We start from the raw sequence: 17,352 nt of genomic DNA, 5'->3' as shown, positions 1-17,352 counted from the left end.
GGCCAACGCCGATTGCATCGTCCTTCAGGGCGGCAACATGGCCGAGGCGCATCCGGTGGGCTTCCAGTGGGTGTCCGAGGCGAAGGCCCGCGGTGCGCGGATCATCCATGTCGACCCGCGGTTCACCCGCACGGGCGCGGTGGCCGACCGGCACATCCCCATCAGGGCCGGTTCCGACGTGGTCCTGCTTGGCGGGCTGATCAACTATGTGATCACCCACGACCGGTGGTTCAAGGAATACGTCGTCGCGTACACCAACGCCGCGACGCTCGTCAACGAGGACTTCCGCGACACCGAGGACCTGCACGGGCTGTTCTCCGGATTCGACCCGGCCACAGGGCAATACGATCCGTCGACCTGGGCGTACGCGACGGCCGAGGGTGGGACCATCGAGGCGGCAGGCGGGTCCGAGCACGGCGCGAGCGCGGCGGGCCGTGCGGCGGCCGACACGCTCGGCAGCGGCGGCCCGGCGCTCGAGCATGCGGAGGTGCTGCGGGACGAAACCCTGCAGCATCCGCGCACGGTGTTCCAGATCCTCAAGCGGCACTACTCCCGGTACACCCCGGAGATGGTGCGGGACATGTGCGGTATCGATCTCGAGGATTTCGAGTACCTGGCGCGGTCGGTGACCGAGAACTCGGGGCGTGATCGCACGACGTGCTTCGCGTATGCGACCGGGTGGACCCAGCACACGTTCGGGGCCCAGTTCATCCGGACCGCGGCGATCCTTCAGTTGCTGTTGGGCAACGTCGGCCGTCCCGGTGGCGGCATCATGGCGCTGCGCGGCCACGCCAGCATCCAGGGATCCACGGATATCCCGACGCTGTTCAACCTGTTGCCGGGGTATCTGCCGATGCCCAAGGCGGGCCATCAAGACACGTTGGCGGACTACTTGCGCACCGTGCATTCCAAAGAGGAGAAGGGGTACTGGGCCAACGCCGACACCTATCTGGTCAGCCTGCTGAAGGCATGGTGGGGCGACGCGGCGACCGCCGAGAATGACTGGGCCTACGACTATCTGCCGCGGCTGACCGGTCCGCACGGTACGTACCAGACCGTGCTGGGCATGCTCGCCGACGAGGTCGAGGGTTATTTCATCCTGGGCCAGAACCCGGCCGTCGGCTCCTCCAACGGGCGGATGCAGCGCCTCGGGATGTCGCATCTGAAGTGGCTCGTGGTCCGCGACTTCGCGATGATCGAGTCGGCGACGTTCTGGAAGGATTCGCCCGAGATCGCTTCGGGTGAACTGCGCACCGAGGACATCGAGACCGAGGTGTTCTTCATGCCCGCCGCGACGCATGTGGAAAAGGCCGGATCCTTCACGCAGACACAGCGTTTGGTCCAGTGGCGTCATCAGGCCCTTGCGCCTCCGGGCGAGTGCCAGAGCGAACTGGACTTCTTCTACAAGCTGGGTCAACGGATCCGCGCCAAGTTGGCGGATTCGACCGATGAACGCGACCGCCCGCTGCTCGACCTGACCTGGGACTATCCCACCGACGAACACGGCGAACCCGATCCGGAGGCGGTGCTGGCCGAGATCAACGGGCGGCACCTGAGCGGACCTGATGCCGGTAAGCCGATTTCGAGCTATGCCGAGCTGCGGGCGGACGGGTCCACCGTTTCCGGCTGTTGGATCTACGCCGGTGTGTACGCAGAAGGGGTCAACCACGCCGCAGACCGCGTGCCCGGCGGTGGGCCCGGACCCGTTGCGGCGCAATGGGGTTGGGCCTGGCCGGCCAACCGACGCATCCTCTACAACCGTGCCTCGGCCGACCCGGACGGCAAGCCGTGGAGTGAACGCAAGCGTTACGTGTGGTGGGACGAGCAACAGGGCCGGTGGGTCGGCGACGACATCCCCGACTTCCCGCCCGAGCTGCACCCGCACACCCGGCCCGGGCCTGGATCCTTCGGGCCCGAAGGGCTCGCGGGCGATGATCCGTTCGTCATGCAGGCCGACGGGAAGGGCTGGCTGTACGCGCCGGCGGGCCTGGTCGACGGACCCTTGCCGACGCACTACGAGCCGTTCGAGTCGCCGGTCGCCAATGCGCTGTACCCGCAGCAGCAGAGCCCCACGCGGGTGGTCATCGCGCGCGAAGACAACCTGGGGGCGCCGAGCGCCGGGGAACCAGGCGCAGATGTCTACCCGTACGTGTTCACCACCTACCGGCTCACCGAGCACCACACCGCGGGAGGTATGAGCCGCTGGCTGCCGTACCTGTCGGAGCTGCAACCCGAGATGTTCTGCGAGGTGTCACCCGAACTGGCCGCCGAGCGAGGTCTTGAGCCCTATGGCTGGGCGACGCTGATCTCACCGCGCGCGGCCATCGAGGCCCGCGTGCTGGTCACCGAGCGGATGACACCGCTGACCATCGGTGGGCGTACCGTGCACCAGATCGGTCTGCCGTACCACTGGGGTGTTGGCAACGACGCGGTGGTCAGCGGTGACGCGGCCAACGACCTGGTCGGCTTGTCGCTGGATCCGAACACGCAGATCCAGGGGTCGAAGGCCGGCAGCTGCGACATCATCCCCGGGCGACGTCCCACCGGCGCGGCGTTGCTGCAGTTGGTCCGCGACTACCAGATTCGGGCCGGTACCACGGTCGAGACCGACAGTGGGCGGATCACCGACCCGGCCCAGGAGATCGTCTACCCCGATCCCGGGCAGGATGATCCGGAGCGGGAGGGGTACACGCCGCTATGACCGCGACGCTGACAGTGAGGAGGGATTGATGGGGCAACTCTCCGGACCGACCGACCCCACGGCAGACGTGCACTGGGATGTGCACAGGCCGCGCAAAGGTTTCTTCACCGACACGTCGATCTGTATCGGCTGCAAGGCATGTGAGGTGGCCTGCAAGGAGTGGAACCGTAACCCCCGTGACGGGGACCTCGAGCTGCTGGGTTCGTCCTACGACAACACCGGGTCGTTGGGTGCCAGCACGTGGCGGCACGTTGCCTTCGTCGAACAGAGCCGCGAGCGCATCGAGGAGGCCCGCGAATCCGGTCGCGAGTTGGTCAGCCTCGGGCTGCCGGGCATCGGCGCACCTGCCGAGGCCCGCCCCGACACCTCGCCGCCCGATACCCCGGAGTTCCGCTGGCTGATGGCCTCGGATGTGTGCAAGCACTGCACGCACGCCGGTTGCCTCGATGTGTGTCCCACCGGCGCGCTGTTCCGCACCGAATTCGGCACGGTCGTCGTGCAGGACGACGTCTGCAACGGATGCGGAACGTGTGTGGCCGGTTGCCCCTTCGGCGTGGTGGAACGTCGCAGTGACGGCACCGCGGCGCCGACCACCCGCACCGGGGAGCGCAAGGGTGAGCAACCCGAGGTGCCCAGACGCGGGGTCGCCCAGAAGTGCACGCTGTGTTACGACCGGCTGGTCGACGACCAGACGCCGGCGTGTGCGAAGACGTGCCCGACGACGTCGATCAAGTTCGGTGACCACGACGACCTCGTCGTCGAGGCGCGGGAGCGGGTGGCGCAGCTGCATGCCCAGGGCATGACCGAGGCGAGGCTCTACGGCGCCAACGAACTCGACGGGGTCGGCGGCACGGGTTCGGTGTTCCTGCTGCTCGACGAACCCGAGGTGTACGGTCTACCGCCGGATCCGCGGGTGTGCACGGCCGATCTGATGACGATGTACAAGCGGGCGGGCATCGCCGCATTGGGAATGGTTGCGGCCGCGGCATTTTCGTTCCTCAAAGGCAAGCCATGAGTGAATTCGACAGCTATCGACCGCCGGAGCCTGCCCGTCGCAGGCGTGGCGGTAAGCGGCGCAAGCGGACCGGCATCGACACCGGTGGTGACGGCGCGCGCGAGATGACGTTGGTACCGGAGGTCGAATTCACGTCGTACTACGGCCGTCCGGTGGTCAAGCCGCCGCCATGGGGCCACGAAGTCGCGGCGTATCTGTTCCTCGGCGGCGTCGCCGGAGGATCAGGTCTGCTCGGGCTCGGTGCGCAGCTGACCGGGCGGCCGAAGTTGCGCCGTAATTCCCGGCTCGGTGCGCTGGGTGCCGTCGGTCTGGGCGGCGTGGCACTGGTCGCCGATCTGGGCCGCCCGGATCGCTTCTACAACATGCTGCGCACCTTCAAGATCACCTCGCCGATGAGTGTGGGGTCGTGGATCCTCTCGGCGTTCAGCGGTGGCATCGGCGTCGCGGCGGTGGCCGAAGTCGATCGAATGCTGGGGGAGCGGCTGCCGCTCGGGCCGCTGCGCAAGCTGCTGCGAGGCGTCGAGGGACTCGCCGGCTTCGAGGCAGGGGTATTCGCCGCGCCGCTGGCTGTCTACACCGCAGTCCTGTTGTCCGACACCGCAAATCCGACCTGGAATGACGCTCACCGGGACCTGCCGTTCGTGTTCGTCAGCTCCGCGAGCCTGGCCTCGGCCGGCCTGGCGATGGTCACCACGCCGGTGGCCGAGACGGGCCCGGCGCGTACGCTGGCCGCACTCGGCGTGGTCGGCGACATCACGGCGATGAAGCTCATGGAACGGCGCATGGATCCGGTCGCGGCCGAACCGCTGCATCACGGCGGCGCCGGGGAGATGCTTCGGTGGGCCGAGCGTCTCGCCGTGGCCGGTGGGGTGGGGGCGGTGCTCGGCGGGCGTAACCGCGTCGTCGCCGCCGTATCAGGCCTGGCGTTGATGGCGGCCTCGGCGTTGACCCGGTTCGGCGTGTTCGAGGCGGGCATCCATTCGGCCAAGGACCCGCGCTACACGATCGAACCGCAGAAGCGGAGGCTGGCCGCGCGGCGCGCAGCAGGCATTACCGACGACTCGATAACCACGGCAGGCTGAACCCGGTACGGTGGCGAGCGCTGTGTCTGGCCCGCCTACGTACCGAGGTTGTCTGTGGATTCTGTGCTGTGTTCTGCCCTTGATGAAGTCGTCGGCAATGTCATCGAGCCCGCGGCGCCGGCTGTCGACGCGAGCGGTGATTTTCCCCGCGAGTCGGTCGACGCGCTGGCGAAGGCCGGGTTTCTCGGCCTGCTGAGCGCACCCGAGTTCGGCGGCAGCGGCGGTAGTCTCGGCGACGCTGCCGAGGCGGTGCGCACCATCGCAGCCGTCTGCGGTTCGACGGCGATGGTGCTCACCATGCACTACGCCGCGGTCAGCGTGCTCGAACGCTTTGCCGACGACGACACTCGGTCGGCCATCGCGACGGGCCGCCACCTGAGCACCCTGGCGTTCTCCGAAGTAGGCTCCCGGAGCCACTTTTGGGCACCGGTCGGCATCGCGTCGCGCGGTGACGGCGACACGGTGCTGCTGGACTCCCGCAAGAGTTGGGTCACCTCGGCCGGCCATGCCGACAGCTATGTGTGGTCGAGCCGTCCGCTTGCTGCCGAAGGTCCGATGACGCTGTGGCATGTGCCCGCCACTGCCGAGGGGCTCGCGGTCGCCGGGTCGTTCGACGGGTTGGGTTTGCGCGGCAATTCGTCGGCGCCGATGACCGCGACCCATCTCGCGGTGCCCGCGTCGGCGATGCTCGGCGGCGACGGCCAGGGCCTCGATTTGGCGCTTGAGTCGGCGTTGCCGACGTTCCTGGTGCTCAACGCGGCGTTCTCGCTCGGATTGATGCGGGCGCTGATCGCCGCCGCAGGCACGCATCTGGCAGGCAGCCGTCTGCAGCACCTCGATCAGAGCCTGGCCGAACAACCCGAGCAGCGTCGTGCCTACGCCCGGTTGCTGACGCTCGTCGACGGGGCCGCCCTGTTCGTCGACGACACGCTCACCGCGTTGGCGACGGGACGCGCCGATGCGATGTTGCGGGTTCTGCAGGTGAAAGCTGTTGCCGCGGAGGCGGCTTCGGACGTCGCCGACGGCGTGATGCGATTGTGTGGCGGCTCGGCGTTCCGTAAGGAACTGGGCATCGAGCGCCGGTTCCGCGATTCGCTGGCGGCCCGGGTCATGGCACCCACCACCGAAGCTCTGCACGACTTCGTGGGCCGCGCCGCGTTCGGCCAACCACTACTGTGAGGCAACGATGACTCTTCTGCTTGGCGCTGTGGCATACGACCCCAAGGTGGTCACCATCTGGTCGGGGTTTCGAGAGTGGTTGCGCCAGAACGGCCTCGACTTCGACTTCGTCCTGTACTCGAACTACGAGCGGCAGGCCGAGCACCTCGTCGACGGTCGCATCGACGTGGCCTGGAACTCGCCGCTCGCGTGGTTGCGTTGCGAGCGGCTCGCGGCAGCACGGGGCCGCAAGGTGTCGTCGCTGGTGATGCGCGACACCGACCAGGATTTGACCTCCGTTTTCGTGGTGCGCGCGGATTCGCCACGCCAGACGATCGCCGACCTGAAAGCGGCGCGGCTGGCGCTGGGTGCCGTAGATTCTCCGCAGGCCACGCTGATTCCGTTGGCCACGCTGGCCGATGCCGGTCTGCTCGCCGGGCGGGACGTCACCGTCGAGCGTTTCGACATCGGCGTCGGCCTGCACGGTGACCACATCGGCGGCGAACGAGAGGCCGTGCGGGCGGTGCTGGACGGTCGCGCCGACGCCGCGGCCATCATCGACACCAACCACCTCGGCTTCGGCCGGGACGGCACCGCACCGCCGTCAAGTCTCCGGATCATCGGTCAGACAACGCCTTTCGACCACTGCAATCTGACGGCGATCGACACCGCATCCGCCGCGGAGGTCGAGAAGCTGGCCGAGTTGCTGCTGTCGATGTCCTATACCGACGAGACCGTCCGGCCCCTGTTGGACCTCGAAGGCCTCACCCGGTGGTTACCCGGGCGCACCAGCGGCTACGACGTGCTGAACACCGCGGTGGACCTGCTCGCCTTCTACGACCCGGCAGGAACCGTCACCGCAGCCGATTACCAGCCGTGAACCCACGGGTCGACCTGGGCGACCTCGGGTTCGACAACGGCGCGCATCTGCTGGTGCAGCGCGCGCTGGCTTCCGTGCCGCCGGGCTGTTCCGTCGAAATCGTCGGCCGCGCACCGGCTCTCGCGGTTGATCTGCCTGCCTGGGGCCGCCAGCTCGGGCACCGGGTGACCCGCCACGACGACTTCTGGACCATCGAACCGGGGCCGCGTGACCGCTGGGCGGGGGCCGAACGCGCGGGCACACCCGCCCCGGACGGGATCGTCGCCTCCGCGCCCGCACACTGGGGCCTGGCTGCGCGCGGCGCGCTCGTCGAGCGGGGCGCCGCGCCGTACTCGCCCTTCGACATCCGTGACCGGGATCTGGTGTGGGCGGACATCGCACCCAGCCTGTACGCGCACGCCGCCGCCGAACAATGGGACCCCGCGACCGCGGTGCACTGGGACGCCCCGTTCGACATCCACCCCGACGTCGACCGGGCCGTCGTGCAGGTGATGACGTATCTGGTCGAGAACGAGCAGGCCGCCCTGGTGGTCCCGGCCAAACTGCTGGCCCGCATCCATCCGCATTTCCGCGAGGTGCTGCAGCTGCTGGCCGTACAGGCCGCCGACGAGGCCCGGCACATGGAGGTCTTCACCCGCCGCGCCCTGCTGACGGGTCTGCCGATGGGTACCTCGACCGTCGGCGGAAGGCAGTCGCTGGCAACGCTGCTCGACGAGGCCGACTTCTCCATGGCCTCATTTCTCTTGTCGGTGCTCGGCGAAGGCAGCTTCCTCAACCTCCTCGAGTTCCTCGACGTGCACGCACCGGACCCCGTGACCCGCGACGTCACCCGGTTGGCCCGCCGCGACGAGGCCCGCCACGTCGCGTTCGGCGTGGCGCACCTGCGCTATCAGGCCGACCGCGACAGCCGCGTGCTCAGCCAGCTTCGCGGTGCCGTCGAGCGTCGGTATTCGGCCCTGGTCGACACCGCGGGCCTCAACGCCGACGTGTTCGACTCGCTCGTGCTGCTCGCGGCGGGAAGCTGGGAACCGGCCGCGATCGCGGCGGGCTACCGAGCCGTGCTCACGCTGCAGGACGAGATGGATCAGGGCAGGCAACGGCGACTGGTCCACCTGGGTTTCCCGGCCGACGAGGCCGCCGACATCTCCGCGCTGCACACCAGGAACTTCATGTAGCGCTAGGCCACCGAGATGCCGCTCGCCGTTTTCGACCTGCGGGTCGCGCGGAGGTGCCCGTGACAACCGTGGCGTCAAAATCGTTGTCGCACTTCGTGCCGATCTTCAACGTTGTTTGCGCCTGCGGCTCAGCGCACCGAGATACCGCTGCCTTCCACGGTGTGCCCGATGACGGGATAGCCGGGGACCTCACCCACGACCAGCAGCCCGCCGGAGGTCTGCGCATCGGCGAGCAGCAGCAGATCGTCCTCGGACACGTCGCCGCGCAAGTGCGGCCGCACCCAGTCGAGATTGCGGCGGGTACCGCCGGAGACGTAACCGTCGCGCAGCGCGTCGAGCGCGCCCTCGACGACGGGCACCGCGGCACGGTCGATCACCGCGCCCACACCGGAGGCCCGGCACATCTTGTGCAAGTGTCCGAGCAACCCGAACCCCGTGACATCGGTGGCTGCCCGGGCACCAGCCGCCAGAGCGGCCTCGGACGCGTCTCGGTTGAGCGCGGTCATGGTCGCGAGCGCCTCGGCGAACACCTCGCCGGTCTGCTTGTGCCGGTTGTTCAGCAGGCCGACGCCGATCGGCTTGGTCAGCGTCAGGGGCAGGCCTGGCTGGGCGGCGTCGTTGCGCAGCAACCGGTTCGGATCGGCCACGCCCGTCACCGCCATGCCGTACTTCGGTTCGGGATCGTCGATGGAATGCCCGCCGATCACCGGGCACCCGGCCTCCGACGCCACCGCGAGACCGCCGCGCAGCACCTCGGTCATCAGTTCCATGGGGAGGGTTTCGCGGGGCCAGCCGACCAGGTTGATCGCGACGACGGGTCGCCCGCCCATCGCGTAGACGTCGGACAGCGCGTTGGCCGCGGCGATACGGCCCCAGTCGTAGGCATCGTCGACCACGGGCGTGAAGAAGTCGGCCGTCGAGAGCACCGCGAGATCGTCGCGAACGAGCACGGCTGCCGCGTCGTCGCCGTCGTCGAGCCCGACCAGGACGTGGTCGCCCGACTGGCCGACCAGCCCGCGCACCGCGTCTTCCAACTCGCCGGGCGGGATCTTGCAGGCGCATCCGCCGCCGTGGGCGTAGCCGGTGAGACGAACGGATTCCATGCCGTCAATGTAGCCGCCGAGGGCATTGGCTAAGTTGAGCGGCGGAGGCGTTTGGGTTCCTGGTGGTCCCCCCGGTCTTCAAAACCGGTGAGATCGAGTATCTCGGTCTGGCGGGTTCGATTCCCGTCCGCCTCCGCCAGTTTCCGCTGTCGACGCTCGAGGAGGGCAGGTGACCCAGCCCGACCCCCGTCGGCGCATTCCGCGCACCGATCAGCTGTTGGCGCTGCCGCAGGTGCAGGAGGCGCGGAACCGGCTGGGCGACAGTGCTGTGCGCGCCCTGGTGCTCAAGACCCAGGAGCAGGCCCGGCAAGGCGCCCTGCCGGTCGACGAGGTGGTCGCGGCCGTGGTGGCCGGCTTGGCTGCGCGGGCGCCGGTGTCGCTGCGGCCCGTGCTCAACGCCACCGGTGTCGTCGTGCACACCAATCTCGGCCGGGCACCGCTGTCGCCGGCCGCGGTGGACGCCCTGGTCTCGGCCAGTGGGTACGTCGATGTCGAGTTGGACCTCGCCACGGGTACGCGTTCGAAACGTGGCGTCGCGGCCCGGGAGGCTCTGCTCGCCGCGTGTCCCGCGGCCGGGGATGCGCTTGTCGTCAACAACGGGGCCGCCGCGCTGGTGCTGGCCACCACCGCGCTCGCGGCGGGTCGTGAGGTGGTGGTGAGCCGCGGTGAGCTGATCGAGATCGGCGCGGGGTTCCGCCTGCCGGACCTGATCGCGTCGACCGGCGCCCGGCTGCGGGAGGTGGGTACCACCAACCGCACCCACCTGCGGGATTACACCGACGCGCTCGGCCCGGACACCGGATGTGTCCTCAAAGTCCATCCGAGCAACTTCCGGGTCACCGGTTTCACCTCGGGGGTTTCACTGGCGGAGCTGCGTGATGCGTTGCGGGACAAGGGGATACCGCTGGTGGCCGACTTGGGCAGCGGGTTGCTCGCACCCGATCCGTTGCTGCCCGACGAACCCGACGCCGCGACGGCGCTCTCCGACGGCGCCGACGTGATCACCGGCAGCGGTGACAAGCTGCTGGGCGGTCCGCAGGCCGGCGTCGTGCTCGGCCGGGCCGAGATCGTGGCCCGCATGGCCCGTCACCCGCTCGCGCGCGCCGTGCGGGCCGACAAGCTGACCCTCGCCGCACTGGAGGCCACGCTGTGCGGCGGGCCTGCCCCGGTCACCCAGGCGCTGCACGCCGACGCCGAAGCGTTGCGGGCCCGGGCCCAACGCATCGCCGACGCCGTCGGCGCGACCGTGGTGCCGCACGACGGGCGCGTCGGCGGAGGCGGCGCACCCGGCGTCCCGTTGCCCGGATGGGCGGTCCGGCTGCCCGAAGCCGCCGCGGCCCGGCTGCGCGCCGGCGATCCCGCGATCCTGGCCCGCGTGCATGACGGCGCCTGCCTGGTCGATCTGCGCTGTGTACCCGGGGCCGACGACGAGCGGGTGCTGGCCGCGGTGAAGGCCGCGCTGGACGGTTGACGGTGCAGCACCACGTTGTTGCGACGGCCGGGCACGTCGACCACGGCAAAAGCACCTTGGTGCGCGCGCTCACCGGCATCGAACCGGACCGGTGGGCCGAGGAGCGTCGCCGCGGCCTGACCATCGATCTCGGCTTCGCGTGGACCACACTGCCGTCGGGCCGGGAGGTCGCGTTCGTCGATGTGCCCGGCCACGAACGCTTTTTGGGCAACATGCTCGCCGGGCTCGGACCGGCGCCGGTGGTGTGTTTCGTGGTCGCCGCCGACGAGGGCTGGCAGGCGCAGTCGAGTGATCACCGCGACGCCGTGGCAGCGCTGGGTATCCGGCACGGTCTGCTGGTGATCAGCCGGGTCGACCGCGCCCCGGACCATGTGGACGACGTGATCGCACAGGCCCGCGCCGAATTGGCCGACACCGGGCTGCGCGACGCCCCGGCGGTCGCGGTGTCGGCTATCGACGGCAGCGGTCTTTCCCAGGTGCGGGCCATGCTCGACGTCGTTCTTTCTGCGGTGCCTGACCCGTCGACGACGGCCCGGGTGCGCCTGTGGGTGGACCGGTCGTTTTCCATCACCGGGGCCGGGACCGTGGTGACCGGCACGCTGGCGGCGGGCACGATCGCCGCCGGTGACCGGCTCGAACTGGTTGGCCGCCCGGCCAGGGAGGCGGTTGTCCGCGGAATGGAATCCCGGGGCGAGCCGCGCCCTGCGCTCGGCCCGGTGACGCGGGCGGCGCTCAATCTGCGTGGGGTGTCGGCCGATCAGGTCCGCCGCGGTGATGTGCTGCTGACCCCCGGCGCGTGGGAGACCACCCGGGGTCTCGACGTGCGTCGCGTCAGTGGCGGCGTATTCAGCGAGGCCCCAGAACGGCTCACCGTCCACGTCGGAACCGCGGCGGTTCCGGCCCGGCTGCGGCCCTTCGACGACGATCACGCGCGGCTCGTGCTCGACCGGCGGCTGCCGCTCGTGCTCGGCGACCGGTTGGTGCTGAGGCATCCAGGTAGTCGCCGGGTGCTCGGCGGGGCCCAGGTGCTCGACGCCGACCCGCCCGCACTGCGGCGCCGCGGCGACAGCGCACGTCGAGTCGGCGCGCTGACCGCGATGGACACGCGCGGCGACGTGCTCGTCGAGGTGGCCCGTCGGGGCGTGGTGGCCGGAGAACATCTGCACCGGTTGGGGTTTGCGACCCACGAGGTGCCGACGGGTGTCCGGGTGATCAAAGGGTGGTGGGTGCACGTCCCGACGTACGAGGCATGGCAGCAGCGGCTGCGGGCGGCGGTGCAGGAGCTGCACGAGCGGGATCCGTTGGCGGCCGGGCTGTCTCGGGGTGCGGCCTGCGATCTGCTGGCCTTGCCGGACCCGGCGCTGCTCGACGAGATCGGCCGTGCCGCGGGGCTCGAACAAGCCGAGGGGCTGATCCGGCTGCCCGGCCGGTCCGACGACCTCGGACCTGCCGAGGCGGCTGTCGCCGAGCTGGTGGACCGGTTGCGGGACAGTCCTTTTCACGCTCCTGAGGCCGACGATCTGACGGCGCTGCGACTGGGTGTGCGGGAGCTGGCCGCGGCCGAGCGGGCCGGGCGGCTGCTCCGCCTGCGTGACGGGGTGGTGCTGTTGCCGACTGCGCCGGCCTTGGCGATGCGGGAGCTGGCCCGGTTGGATCAGCCGTTCACCACCAGCGAGGCGCGCCGGGCCTTGGGCACCACGCGCCGCGTCGCCATCCCACTGCTGGAGCATCTTGATTCCCGCGGTTGGACGCGGCGGCTCGACGCCGGTCACCGCGAAGTCGCGCGCTGATCGTCCCGTTCTGTGGCCGCCAACGTGGCGATGGGCGTGGTGTCGATGTGTTCGAGAAGTTCGGCGGGATCGTCAAAGACGGCGACGGCTCCGGCCTCGTCGAGCTCGTCGTGCGATGTGCCGCCGCACCGCAGCCCGATACACGGCATGTCGGCACGGCAGGCCGCTTCGACATCCCATACGGCGTCACCGACGAAGACGGCCTGCTCGGCTGCGACGCCCGCGCGGGTCAGCGCGGCCTGGACGATGGCGGGATCCGGTTTGGCGGTGTCGACGTCGCGGGATGATGTTGCCGCCGACACGATGTCGTCGCAATCGAGCACGCCGCGCAGGATGTCCAGCTCGTCTTCGGGTGCCGAGCTTGCCAGTACCACCTGAAGACCGAGTTCGCTGACCGCGTGCAGGAGCTTCCTCGCGTCGGGTAGGGGCTTCAACAGATGCGTTGTGTCCCGATAGAAGTCGGAGTGCAGGCTCTTCAGCCGCTGAGCGACGTCATCGGCAACTCCGCCCGCGAGCGTCCGCACCAGGGTGGCACCGTCCATGCCGATGCTGCGGTGAATCTGCCAGGACTGCACAGGTATTCGCTCGGCGGCGAACGCCCGGGCCCACGCGTACACGTGCAGGTAGTTGGAATCGACCAGCGTCCCGTCGACGTCGAACAGCACTGCAGCGTTGCGTGTCATCTAGAGCCCCTGACATCGTGTGGGTCGTCGCATGTCGGCGACGAATACCCCGTGATGATCATCGGGAAACTGGACCGATGTGTGGTTTGCCCCTCTGCTCAGCGGGAACTACAGAGACAGCAAGTCTGTCAAGGAGGTGGCTCGCGTGCCGAATTCGTCGATCAAGAACGAAAAGATGTATCGAGATCTTCGCAAGGAGGGTGACTCCAAGGAGAAGGCGGCGAGGATATCCAACGCGGCCGCCCGCAAGGGCGGTTCCGCGCAGGGCCGCAAAGGCGGCAAGTCCGGCTCTTACGAGGACTGGACAGTCGCTGAGCTCAAGAAGCGTGCCAAACAGATTGGTCTGTCCGGCTATTCGTCGCTGCGCAAGGACGAGCTCGTGAGCAAGTTACGTCACCACTGACGGGCCGTCTTCCCAGACCGCCGGATCGGCCAGATCGACGTTGTCGAGGTCTGCGACGCTCACGGTGCTCATGACACGGTCTCCTTGGCTGATCGCGGGGGTGGTTACTGAGCGGCGGCCGCTGCAGCCACCCGGCGCCTACGCCATCCGGAGATGGCGCGGACGGTGGAGGTGGTGGCCGGGATCAGGACCGGGAACAGGCCGATGAAGAAGAGGAGGAAGAAACCGAACACGGACATGGCGAACTCACTTTCGTGATGGGCTTTTTTGGGCTGTCGCAGCTGGTAGATGGGCTTGTTGCTGCGTTCGTGACGTACGTTACGGAGCCCCCATCGGTGTGACGACGTCTTCGGCGGCTGAAATAGCGCGGGCTGACTGTCCCCGGAGGACAAAACCGATTCGGACAACCAGGTCCCGCCGTCGACAGCCGTGTTCTACCGTTTGACCATGGTGGGCAAGAACGTGGTGGATGAGGCGGCTGTGACGTAGGACGCCGTCACCGAACTTCGGGACGAGGAGCGGTTGCAGCAGTTACTGGTCGACACCGTCGAGACGTTCTTGGCCGCGGTCCTGCACGGTTACAAGGCCGCCGAAGACCTGCATTTGCACACCAATTCGGTGAAGTACCGGGTGAGCCGGGCCGTGGAGCGCCGCGGCAAGCCGATCACCGACGACCGCCTCGACGTGGAAGTGGCGTTGCTGCTGTGCCACTACTTCGGCGCGTCCCTCCTGCACTGAGTTCAGGGTGACGGGCGGTGCCGCGGGTCGTAATTGTGCGTCACGGTCTGCGGCTCCGCCACGGCAAAATCCCCGTCGGAGAACGTGTATCGGTACCACGGGGCGTCGTCGCAGCGACCCAGCTGCGGCCGCAGATTGCTGAACGCCCGATAGACCGTGCGGTACGGCTGCCCGTTGAAGTGCTCGAGGATTTCCTTCCACGCCCGCGGCTTCTCGCGGATGAGGTCGGCCATCGCGGCCGTCAGATCGGCCTCTGACAGCGGCACCACATCGGCGGGCGGGTCCGGCAGGACGAACACCGAGCTGCGGTCGAAGCTCGCCCGGCTGAACTGCGGTCCCATCGGAATCGTGCAGTCGAAGCCGATCTTGGACGCGGTGCCGGGTGCGACGTCGGAGCCGATCATCGGGTCGACGGTCATGGTGTTGCCGCCCGGCAGCAGCACGGTGTCGAGGTGGGGCATGTAGCGGAACGCCATGGCCAGTTGCACGGCGTTGTCGTCCCAGATGTCGATGTCCTCGTCGAACACCATGGCGATCTTCGGCAGGGCCAGCTTGGAGCAGGTCAGCATGATGCCGAGGGCCTGCTTGGCGTCACCGCCGCCGTTGGGTTTGATCTTGGCGTAGGCGATGTTGGAGAGGCCGCCGAGCGGGCAGCGGACCTCTTTGACGTTGATACCGGCGAACTTCAGCGCACCGTAGATGTCGGCTTCCACCGCGGGCAGCTGCAGCATGTTGTCGGTGTACCAGGGGTGTGCCCCGCCGATCGTGGCGTGCTGGTAGATGCCGCCTTTGCGGTAGGTCATGGCCTTCACGACGGCGCGGTAGTTGTGTTTGATGCCGCCGCCGTACATACCGCTGAACTCGCCGTACGGGCCTTCGTCGTGGGTCAGTCCTTCGGACGCGATCAGCTCGCACTCCAGGACGATCTCGGCGTTGGCGGGCACCAGCACGTCGATGGTCTCGCAGCGCACCAGCTGGGCCGGGTGCCCGTAGAAGCTGCCGAGCACTTCGAAGTCGTCGGTGTCGGCGGGCACACCGGTCAGCGACGCCACCTTGTCGAGGATCGGGCCGCCCAGCACGATGGCGACCTCAAGATTGTGGCCTTTCTCCTGTGCCGCAATGGCATTGATGCGCGCGCGGTGCGACGTGCAGGTCATGTCGAACATCTTCTCGTTGCACGACCGGAACATGCTGCGGTAGATGCCCCAGTCGTGCACACCGGTGTCGGGGTGACGGCTCACGACGAGGTTGTCGTTGGTGTAGGCGTGCCCGTCGCGGTCGTGGTGCAGGAACAGCGGCAGCCGCGTGAGGTCGACGTCGTCGCCGGTGAGAATGACTTCCTTGCACGGTGCGGTGTCGACGATCTCGGGTGTGATACGGCCTTTCGCGAGTTCGCTCATCATGAAGCCGCTCTGGCTCTTGTCGCAGCCAAGGCCCCACGCGTACTGATCCTGATTCGAGTACGCGTTGGCCAGAAACTGGAACTCGCAATCCTTGACGTTCTCGACCAGCACGGCGGTCAGCGGGTTGGCTTCCATCACCGCCGGGAGTTCGTCGACCCGCTTCTCCTCGGTGACGCGGACCAGGAGGCCCGCTTTCTCCATCTCCTCGACGAACTCGGTCAGGCTCTGCTGGGGCATGTCGGCGTCCTAGGTGAGAGTGGTTGCGGTACGGGACTTCTCGTCGAGTTCGGGGAACTCGTAGGAACGCCAGCCGGGAATGTCGGCCACTTCGACGACGCGTCCGCCGTGTTCCTCCAGGGCCGGCCCGCACACGTCGCCGACCTTCTTGACCACGGTGCCGTACGGGTAGGTGGCGTCGGTACCGATCGCCGAGCCGGTGCGCTGATCTTGCGGGAGGGACTCGTCGGCCGTGGGGTCCAACGGTCCGCCGGGCAGGCTGTCGACGATGATGACGTCGCGTGCCGGCTGGGTGCGGAACGCCATGGCCCACTCCACCTGCTCGGAATCGTGCACATCGATGTCGGGGTCCACCACCACGACCTGCTTGGGCCGCAGGTTGCTGCCCATGGCGGCCAGGATCGCGCTACGGGCTTCCCCGGCGAAGCGCGGGCGCATGGCGATCACCACGCGGAAGTACACCCCGCCCGAGGCCGGGATGGCCACCTTCTCGATCGTCGGAAACTGTTGGCGCATGATGTCGTAGAACGACGCCTCGAACGAAAGTTGTTTGAGAATATGGTTTTCCGTGGTCGGGCGGCCGGTCAGCAGGGCCTGGAAGTAGGCTCCGTTGCGATGGGTGATCGCCGTCGGACGTACCACGGGCTTCGGTGATGCGGGCGTGTAGTAGCCGGTGTATTCGCCCAGCGGGCCTTCTGTAACGGTCTGGGCGAAGTCCACTTCGAATTCGATGACGAACTCGGCGTGCGCAGGCACCGACACGTCGTTGGTGCGGCACTTCACCAATTCGACGGCAGCGCGACGCATACCGCCGACGACCTCCCAGTCGTTGGTGTCCTCGGGCACCTGAATCGGGCAGGAGTAGGCGATCATCGGGTCGACCCCGATCACCAGAGCCGCGCGAAACGTCTTGTGTCCCATGGCTCGGGCTTTGGCTTGATTCTTGGCGAAGCGGTGGTTCGGGATGGCCATCAGCGTCATGGTCTTGTTGTCGATGATCTCGCAGCGATAGTGCCCGATATCGGGCACACCGGTCTCCGGATCGTGGCTGACGACGAAGCCGGGGGTGATGTACCGGCCGCCGTCGTCGGGACTGTACTTCGGTACGGGCAGCATCGAGAGGTCGATGTCGTCGCCGGTGATGACATTCTCGTGCACTGGTCCGTCGTCGACGTACTTCGGCGGAATCCTGGTCTTCAACCGTTGCACGATGTCGTCGAACGCGTTGTCCTCGGTGCAGCCGTAGGCCAGCAGTGCCTTGGCGCGAGAGTTGTAGATGCCGCCGACAAGCGGGAATCCGGTGCCGTTGTTGTTGAACACGATGGCGGGGCCGCCGGTGGCGGCGCTTTTGCGCATCGCCTTGGCGACTTCGAGTTCCAGGGCCACCGGCCGGTCGACCTCGATGAGCTGTCCTTGGTCGCGCAGCGCGCTCAGGAACGCGCGGAAGTCATCGAAGGGCATCGCTTGGCGCCATCCTTAATCTGGTGTTTCCGTAGCCACGGCAAATAACTGT

General features: G+C 68.2%; 14 protein-coding genes, 1 tRNA gene and 1 pseudogene. 11 read left to right on the top strand and 5 right to left on the bottom strand.

All coding sequences use genetic code 11. The annotated features are described in order from the left end of the window. From fdh to A5784_RS02420, 6 genes are all read left to right on the top strand, one after another. Positions 1–2,701, top strand: a 2,701-nt coding sequence (gene fdh, locus A5784_RS02445) for a formate dehydrogenase (protein WP_064942006.1), incomplete at its 5' end; no start/stop codon positions are given. 28 nt (positions 2,702–2,729) lie between these two features. Continuing rightward, positions 2,730–3,716 carry a 4Fe-4S dicluster domain-containing protein gene (locus tag A5784_RS02440; RefSeq protein WP_064941981.1) on the top strand — a complete coding sequence of 329 codons (987 nt, stop codon included), beginning with the start codon at positions 2,730–2,732 and terminating at the stop codon, positions 3,714–3,716. After that, a complete protein-coding gene (gene nrfD / locus A5784_RS02435; RefSeq protein WP_064941979.1) occupies positions 3,713–4,798 on the top strand; it encodes an NrfD/PsrC family molybdoenzyme membrane anchor subunit in 1,086 nt (361 codons plus the stop codon). The genes A5784_RS02440 and nrfD overlap by 4 nt, the downstream gene beginning before the upstream one ends. A gap of 54 nt (positions 4,799–4,852) precedes the next feature. Beyond that, positions 4,853–5,977 carry an acyl-CoA dehydrogenase family protein gene (locus A5784_RS02430; protein WP_232005918.1) on the top strand — a complete coding sequence of 375 codons (1,125 nt, stop codon included), beginning with the start codon at positions 4,853–4,855 and terminating at the stop codon, positions 5,975–5,977. A 7-nt stretch (positions 5,978–5,984) separates the two neighbouring features. Then, positions 5,985–6,836: a phosphate/phosphite/phosphonate ABC transporter substrate-binding protein gene (locus A5784_RS02425; RefSeq protein WP_064941975.1), complete on the top strand. Its 852-nt coding sequence runs from the start codon at positions 5,985–5,987 to the stop codon at positions 6,834–6,836. Further along, a complete protein-coding gene (locus A5784_RS02420) occupies positions 6,833–8,011 on the top strand; it encodes a diiron oxygenase (RefSeq protein WP_064941973.1) in 1,179 nt (392 codons plus the stop codon). Before A5784_RS02425 ends, A5784_RS02420 begins: the two co-directional genes overlap by 4 nt. A 128-nt stretch (positions 8,012–8,139) precedes the next feature. Here A5784_RS02420 and selD read toward each other — a convergent pair whose 3' ends face one another. Continuing rightward, positions 8,140–9,114, bottom strand: coding sequence for a selenide, water dikinase SelD (gene selD / locus A5784_RS02415; RefSeq protein WP_064941971.1), 975 nt, complete (start codon positions 9,112–9,114; stop codon positions 8,140–8,142). A gap of 43 nt (positions 9,115–9,157) precedes the next feature. On the opposite strand from selD, the gene A5784_RS02410 reads away from it, so the two are divergent. The 3 genes from A5784_RS02410 to selB all read left to right on the top strand — a co-directional run bounded on the left by A5784_RS02410 (position 9,158) and on the right by selB (position 12,375). Continuing rightward, positions 9,158–9,253: transfer RNA gene (locus A5784_RS02410), tRNA-Sec, on the top strand. Between the two features lie 30 nt (positions 9,254–9,283). Continuing rightward, positions 9,284–10,585, top strand: coding sequence for an L-seryl-tRNA(Sec) selenium transferase (selA, locus tag A5784_RS02405; protein WP_064941969.1), 1,302 nt, complete (start codon positions 9,284–9,286; stop codon positions 10,583–10,585). Between the two features lie 2 nt (positions 10,586–10,587). After that, positions 10,588–12,375 (top strand): selenocysteine-specific translation elongation factor, encoded by a 1,788-nt coding sequence (gene selB / locus A5784_RS02400; protein ID WP_064941967.1) that lies wholly within the window; start codon positions 10,588–10,590, stop codon positions 12,373–12,375. Here the strand turns inward: selB and A5784_RS02395 are convergent. Next, positions 12,354–13,058 carry an HAD family hydrolase gene (locus tag A5784_RS02395; RefSeq protein ID WP_064941965.1) on the bottom strand — a complete coding sequence of 235 codons (705 nt, stop codon included), beginning with the start codon at positions 13,056–13,058 and terminating at the stop codon, positions 12,354–12,356. The two genes, selB and A5784_RS02395, sit on opposite strands and share 22 nt — an antisense overlap. Before the next feature lie 145 nt (positions 13,059–13,203). Here A5784_RS02395 and A5784_RS02390 point away from each other — a divergent pair, with 145 nt between their 5' ends. Continuing rightward, complete coding sequence (locus A5784_RS02390) at positions 13,204–13,461, top strand: DUF7218 family protein (RefSeq protein ID WP_064942004.1); 258 nt, start codon at positions 13,204–13,206, stop codon at positions 13,459–13,461. Between the two features lie 104 nt (positions 13,462–13,565). Here the strand turns inward: A5784_RS02390 and A5784_RS39575 are convergent, their stop codons facing one another. Continuing rightward, positions 13,566–13,700, bottom strand: coding sequence for a hypothetical protein (locus A5784_RS39575; RefSeq protein WP_286159406.1), 135 nt, complete (start codon positions 13,698–13,700; stop codon positions 13,566–13,568). Positions 13,701–13,995: 295 nt separating this feature from the next. Between A5784_RS39575 and A5784_RS02385 the strand changes: the two are divergent. Next, positions 13,996–14,199 (top strand): annotated as a pseudogene (locus A5784_RS02385) (helix-turn-helix domain-containing protein); the annotation flags it as partial. Between the two features lie 2 nt (positions 14,200–14,201). Here A5784_RS02385 and A5784_RS02380 read toward each other — a convergent pair. After that, positions 14,202–15,839, bottom strand: a complete 1,638-nt coding sequence (locus tag A5784_RS02380; RefSeq protein WP_064941961.1) for a UbiD family decarboxylase — start codon at positions 15,837–15,839, stop codon at positions 14,202–14,204. A 9-nt stretch (positions 15,840–15,848) separates the two neighbouring features. Further along, entirely contained in the window at positions 15,849–17,300 is a 1,452-nt protein-coding gene (locus A5784_RS02375; protein ID WP_064941959.1) for a UbiD family decarboxylase, read from the bottom strand. Positions 17,301–17,352: the final 52 nt, after the last annotated feature.

The sequence above is a fragment of the Mycobacterium sp. 852013-50091_SCH5140682 genome (genome assembly GCF_001665685.1).
In the GTDB taxonomy this organism is placed as follows: domain Bacteria; phylum Actinomycetota; class Actinomycetes; order Mycobacteriales; family Mycobacteriaceae; genus Mycobacterium.
This window is presented reverse-complemented; position numbering and strand designations above follow the sequence as displayed.